This window comes from Mycobacterium sp., from assembly GCF_049683935.1.
Classification (GTDB): Bacteria; Actinomycetota; Actinomycetes; order Mycobacteriales; family Mycobacteriaceae; genus Mycobacterium.
On record NZ_JBAUJR010000042.1, the window covers coordinates 1 to 5,601 of the forward strand.

Genomic DNA, 5,601 nt, shown 5'->3' on the forward strand with positions numbered 1-5,601 from the left:
AAGGCACGATGGGCAATGAGGTGGAAGCCCGCACTCAATGCGTTCGCGATCACCTTCAACGGCCGGATCACTCCGACTGGCAACTAACCAATGCCAGGATCAGATCCACCGTTTATCGGACAGTCCCACTGGATCCTGCTTTCTTGCCTGTGAAGGGTATTGACCAAGAGCGGGGACAATCCAGGGATTCATCGGCGCGCGGCAGGAGACCGAGATCAGGTGCATAGTGACAGAGATGCCCAACCAGTCCCCCTCCACCGAAGAGTTGGCGCGACGCGTCGGCGAGGCGAAGTTCGTGTCCCTTGTGACCTACAAGCGCGACGGCAGTGCGGTGGCGGCGCCGATGTGGGTCGCCCGGGACGGGGCTGACCTAGTCGTCTGGACGCCGGCAGATGCGTGGAAGGTCAAACGGGTGCGCCGCGATCCGCGCGTCGTGCTGATCCGCTCGGGTCGCACCGGGAATGTCGACCCCGTCGAGCCGTGCTTGCTCGGCACCGCGGTCGTCGAGGACGCTCCGGAGACGGTGGCGAAGGTCGAGCAGCTGATTCGCCGCAAGTACGGTTTCGAGTTCGTCGTCGTCACGACGATCGAGGCGGTCGTGGCCCGGGGGCGGAAAACCCGGGTCGCGCTGAGAATCTCCCCGCAGCAGGTGGAGTCGAAGGGCGGCTAGTGCGGCGCGGCGTCCGCCCCACCGTTCCGCAGGGGCGCCCGCGACTCTGGTAAAGCGCGGCGTCGGCCTGTGCGTACAGTTCAGCGATGCTGACGTCGGGCGAGTTGTGCGTGGCAGCGCCGAAGCTGACCCCCGGCGTCAGCCGTTCGACGTCGCGGAGGAATTGGTTGACAACCTCGGATGTGCCCCCTGCTATGCAGACGGCGAACTCGTCGCCGCCGAGTCGCGCCAGAACAGCCTGCCGAGGAACTGATCGTCGCCAGCGGTGCGCATACTCCTCGATGCGACGGTCCCCTGCCTGGTGTCCGTAGGTGTCGTTGATCTGTTTGAGGCTGTCGATGTCGAGGACGACGACAGTGACCGATGTGGACGCCCCGCGACGCCGCGTGAGCAGGTCCGTCGTGCCGATCTCCCACCCCGCACGGTTGAGTAGGCCGGTCAACGGATCTGTGCAGGCAGCGGTGAACATCGCGCGCACGAGCAGGCCGAAGGATTCAGCGGCCCCGACGATGGCGACGGCAATGATGAGAAAAGTGATCAGGCCGACGTGCGGCGCCGGGGCGACGGCGACGGCCGCCACGCAGGCGCCGGTGAGTGCGGCGATCAGGACCCAAGCCTGCCGGTTCGGATGGAACGCCCGGATGTACATCGCCAAGAACATCCGGGGCGATCAGACAGACGTACTCGGCGGTGAGCGAGACGTGGAACGCCATGACGACGGGGGTTGCCGCAATGGCCGCGGCGGTGGGCAACAGCAACCGTTCAGGCTTGACGGCCAGGTACACCAGCGCCGAGATTCCGAGGACGATGGCGGTGATTCCCCCGACCGGGTTGCCGTAGGCGATGTCGGTGCGCACCGGAAACAGTGTGAAGACCACACCGTAAGTGAAGAGGAAAGTGGTTGCGCCCAAATAGATCCGCAGCAGCCGCACGCGCTGCCTGCCGAGCACGCCGCCGCCTGCGCCGGCGAGCGAACTGAGGCGGTACATGACCGTTAACCTGCCCGGTGCCGCAGGTGGCCGTCAACAGGAGAATACGCGGTGACCGTAATTGAACCGCCACGGCCGCACCTGGGTCTCGAATCCTGTGGAGCTGAAGTGGGGCGGGCGGGGCTCGAACCCGCGACCAAGGGATTATGAGTCCCCGGCTCTGACCAACTGAGCTACCGCCCCGTCGCGACGTGCGCGGCAACCATGGTCGCACACGATCGCCTAGGCGAATATCGTCTGCCCCGCCTCGTCGACCTCGTATGTCTCGGTGCCCTCGGCGATCCGTGGCGTATCCGCGGCGAGCGACACCGCGATCTTGTTCGCCGCATTACGCATCACGTCGAGGGTGAGCTCGAAAGACTGCTTCTGCGAGAAGTGTTTCCGCACGCCCGAAGCGACCTCCGGGCTGACCTGCGATGGTGACCAGATCAGCGCATCTACATAACGCAACGCCGCCTTGTGTGCGTCGGTCAGCCCGTCGGCATTCTCGTAATCCTCGATCTGGCGATAGATGTCCTCCGACCCGCCCGCGTCGAGCGCATGGGTCTCGCGCAGGGATTTACACAGTCGGCAGTTGTGCGCCTCCGCCCCGCGCAGCCGCACGACCTCCGTTGTCACCGGGTCGAGGTCGCGCATCCGTGCCACCGCGGGCACGAAATTGTTCAGCAGCGCGTCCACCGGATCAGTGTCGTGATCCCACTGCACCTCGGTCATCCGCCCCGGGTGACCGAGATCAAGCACCTCACAGCCGGCCCAGACGCGCGGCACGAAGTCGGCGATGAAGATCGCGACCACCGTTCGGAAAGCGTTGGCGCCGGTGGTCTCCAGGAACCGTGCCCGCTGGTTGTCGCCGATGCCGGTCACATCGACCGCGAACTGATCGGCGAACGCCGCCAGGACGGACTGCTCCTCGGAGCCTTCGTCGGGAAGCTCAGCCGGCGCCGGCAACGGCATCAACGACAGCGCCCGCCCGCACATCAACCGGATCACGGCGTCGGCGCCGCTGTCCCCCGACGACAGCGCAACGAGTCCGGCCAGCCTCTCGGGCATCGTCATGTCGGTCACCACTGGATTATTGCGCCTGACTGACCGACGACATGTGAAAGTCGGGGATTCGCAACGACGGCATCTGTGCGCGTGTCGCCCAGTCACCCCACTCCCGCGGCAGGGTGACCTCGCTGACGCCGGCCTGGGTTGCCCGGCGCAGCAGGTCCAGCGGACTCTCGTTGAAGCGGAAATTGTTCACCGCGGCGGTGACGTCGCCGTCTTCGATCAGGTACACCCCGTCCCGAGTCAGGCCGGTCAGCAGCAATACCGACGGATCCACCTCGCGGATGTACCACATCGTGGTCAGCAACAGCCCGCGCTCGGTGGCGGCGATCATCTCCTGCAGGTTCTCCGAACCACCGGTCATCAGCATGTTGTCGGCACCGACGGCCACCGGCGCGTCGAACTCCGCGGCCGCCGACCTCGGATAGGCCAATGCGTTGACGACGCCGTCGCGGATCCAGTCCACCCGGTCGATCGTCATCCCGTTGTCGAACACCGAGGCACGCTCCGAGGAAGTCGACGTCGCGACGAACGGAGCGCACTCGAGCCCGGAGGCCCCCGGATCGGAGTACAGCGTCAGTGGCAGCGAGGTCAGTCTCTCCCCCACACGGGTCCCGCCGCCGGGTGCCGCCAGCGCCGTGCGTCCCTCCTGAGCGCCTCGACCACCCATCGTCCACGCCAGGTAGATCATCATGTCTGCCACCGTGGACGGCGGCATGATCGTCTCGTAGCGTCCGGCCGGCAGCTCGATGATCCGGCGCGACCAGGACAAGCGGGTCGCGAGCTCCTCGAGCATCGAATCTGTTGGCACATCGGTGAAATCGGGTGTGCTGATGCCTGCCCACGCACTGGCACCGGCCCGCTTGGCGTTGATCTCGACCGATCCGGTGGGCTGGGTGAATCGCCGGCGCAGACCACCGGAGGTCGCGACGAACGTCGTCTCGACGACGTGGCGCGCGTAGCCGAACAGGGTGTCGTCGCCACGGAAGCCCCGTGCCAGACTGTCGGCCACATCGAGGAAGACCTCGGCGCCGGTGCCGGGGACCGGCGCGTCCCAGTCGTGCGGGGGGTCACCACCGGGAAGGGGCGGCGCGGCGTCCCTGGCCTGCGGCGCGCACGCCGCGGCCGTTTGGGAGGCCGCCACCAGATCGGTGATGGCGGTCGGGTTCACCGAACTCGACCGAACGGAGCCGACGTGTGCGTTGTCCCCTTGGCGCACAATGGAAATGATCGTGGTGACGCGACTTGTCGACTCACCGTTGGTGGTCATGGTGTTGTTGGCCCAGCGCAACGACGCATCGACGCGGTCGGTGACCAGCACGATGGTCTCGTCGGCGCGGCCCAGTCGGTGGGCTTCGGCCAGCGCGACGTCGACAACCTGCTGTGCGTTGATCATCGCTACCGACCGCCCTCTTCGCGTGTGTTGAGCACGCTGATGCCGCGGAACAACGCCGACGGGCAGCCGTGACTCACTGCAGCGACCTGACCGGGTTGGGCCTTGCCGCAGTTGAATGCGCCACCCAGCCGCCAGGTCGACTGTCCGCCGACTGCTTCCATCGCTCCCCAGAAGTCCGTGGTGGTCGCCTGGTAGGCGACGTCGCGCACCTGACCGTCGAGCTTGCCGTCGCGAATCCGGAAGAACCGCTGGCCGGTGAACTGGAAGTTGTAGCGCTGCATGTCGATCGACCAGCTCTTGTCTCCGACGATGTAGAGCCCGTCGGCCACCCGCGCGATCAGGTCCGCGGTGCTCACGTCGTCGGGACCCGGTTGCAGCGACACGTTGGGCATCCGCTGGATGGGTACGTGATGGGGGGAGTCGGCGTAGGAGCAGCCGTTGGAACGCGACACCCCCAGGCGTGGCGCGAACACCCGGTCGAGCTGATACCCGACGAACGTGCCGTCCCGGACCAGATCCCAGCGCTGCGCGCGCACCCCTTCGTCGTCGAAACCCACAGTGGCCAGACCGTGTTCGACCGTCCGGTCGGCGGTCACCGTCATCGCCGGCGAGCCGTATTTCATCGACCCCAGCTTGTCGGGGGTCGCGAACGACGTTCCGGCATAGGCCGCTTCGTACCCGATGGCCCGGTCGTACTCGGTGGCATGACCGATCGACTCGTGGATCGTCAGCCACAGGTTGGTCGGGTCGATCACCAGGTCGGTCGGGCCGGCCACCACGCTGGGCGCCTTGGCCTTCTCCGCGAGCAGCGCCGGCAGCTGCGCCAGCTCGCCGGTCCAGTCCCACACCTCGTCGCCCGCAACCGCTTCCCAGCCCCGCGCGGTCGGCGGCGCCAACGTGCTCATGGTGTCGAACATCCCGGCGCCCGGATCGACGGTGACGGCCTCGAGCTTCGGCAGCACACGTACCCGCTGCTGGGTGATCGAGGAGCCGAAGGTGTCGGCGTAGAACGTCTGCTCCTTGGCGGTGTGCAGCCACGCCGACACGTGATCGATTCCGTCGGAGGCCAGCAGGCGACCCGAGTAGTCCTCCAGCACTGCGACCTTGTCCTCGGCGGCGACGTCGAACGGGTCGATGCGGTAGTCCGATACCCAGGTCATGTCGCGGTACACCGGTTCGGAGGCGAGTTCGATGCGTTCGGCGTTCAGGGCGGCCAGCGTTTTCGCCACCTTCACCGCTCGTCGCGCCGTGTCGGCCGCCGCCGCGGTGTCGAGTTCGGCGTGCGAGGCGAAGCCCCAGGTGCCGTCGACGATGACCCGCACCGCCATCCCGATCTCGTAATCGACGACCGCGGTCTCCAGCGCGCCGTCGCGCAGCTGCACGGTCTCGGTCGTGATGGCGTGGATGCGTAGGTCGGCGTAGCTCGCGCCGGTCTGCACCGCCGTGGTCAGCGCCGCATCGGCCAACTCGTGGCGTGGCAGCGCAAGGAAGTCGGC

At 66.9% G+C, this 5,601-nt stretch carries 6 protein-coding genes and 1 tRNA gene; 1 reads left to right on the forward strand and 6 read right to left on the reverse strand.

Going from position 1 to position 5,601, the window contains the following annotated elements; genetic code table 11:
• Positions 1-235 precede the first annotated feature (235 nt).
• Entirely contained in the window at positions 236-670 is a 435-nt protein-coding gene (locus WA965_RS02450; protein WP_526298931.1) for a PPOX class F420-dependent oxidoreductase, read from the forward strand.
• Here the strand turns inward: WA965_RS02450 and WA965_RS02455 are convergent.
• The 6 genes from WA965_RS02455 to WA965_RS02480 all read right to left on the reverse strand — a co-directional run.
• A complete protein-coding gene (locus WA965_RS02455; RefSeq protein ID WP_526298953.1) occupies positions 579-1,139 on the reverse strand; it encodes a GGDEF domain-containing protein in 561 nt (186 codons plus the stop codon). The two genes, WA965_RS02450 and WA965_RS02455, sit on opposite strands and share 92 nt — an antisense overlap.
• 25 nt (positions 1,140-1,164) lie before the next feature.
• On the reverse strand, positions 1,165-1,620 hold the full coding sequence (locus WA965_RS02460; protein ID WP_526298933.1) for a hypothetical protein: 456 nt from the start codon (positions 1,618-1,620) through the stop codon (positions 1,165-1,167).
• Between the two features lie 148 nt (positions 1,621-1,768).
• Positions 1,769-1,842, reverse strand: a tRNA-Ile gene (locus WA965_RS02465).
• A 39-nt stretch (positions 1,843-1,881) separates the two neighbouring features.
• On the reverse strand, positions 1,882-2,715 hold the full coding sequence (locus WA965_RS02470; protein ID WP_526298955.1) for a carboxymuconolactone decarboxylase family protein: 834 nt from the start codon (positions 2,713-2,715) through the stop codon (positions 1,882-1,884).
• 16 nt (positions 2,716-2,731) lie between these two features.
• Positions 2,732-4,105, reverse strand: coding sequence for a metallopeptidase TldD-related protein (locus tag WA965_RS02475; protein ID WP_526447011.1), 1,374 nt, complete (start codon positions 4,103-4,105; stop codon positions 2,732-2,734).
• 2 nt (positions 4,106-4,107) lie between these two features.
• On the reverse strand, positions 4,108-5,601 hold a 1,494-nt coding region (locus WA965_RS02480; RefSeq protein ID WP_526447013.1), incomplete at its 5' end, for a metallopeptidase TldD-related protein.

Bases quoted from the DNA above. Each gene is read 5' to 3' on its own strand.
- WA965_RS02450 (WP_526298931.1), top strand. From the start codon at position 236: ATGCCCAACCAGTCCCCCTCCACCGAAGAGTTGGCGCGACGCGTCGGC.
- WA965_RS02470 (WP_526298955.1), bottom strand. From the start codon at position 2,715: ATGACGATGCCCGAGAGGCTGGCCGGACTCGTTGCGCTGTCGTCGGGG.
- WA965_RS02475 (WP_526447011.1), bottom strand. From the start codon at position 4,105: ATGATCAACGCACAGCAGGTTGTCGACGTCGCGCTGGCCGAAGCCCAC.
- WA965_RS02455 (WP_526298953.1), bottom strand. From the start codon at position 1,139: ATGTTCACCGCTGCCTGCACAGATCCGTTGACCGGCCTACTCAACCGT.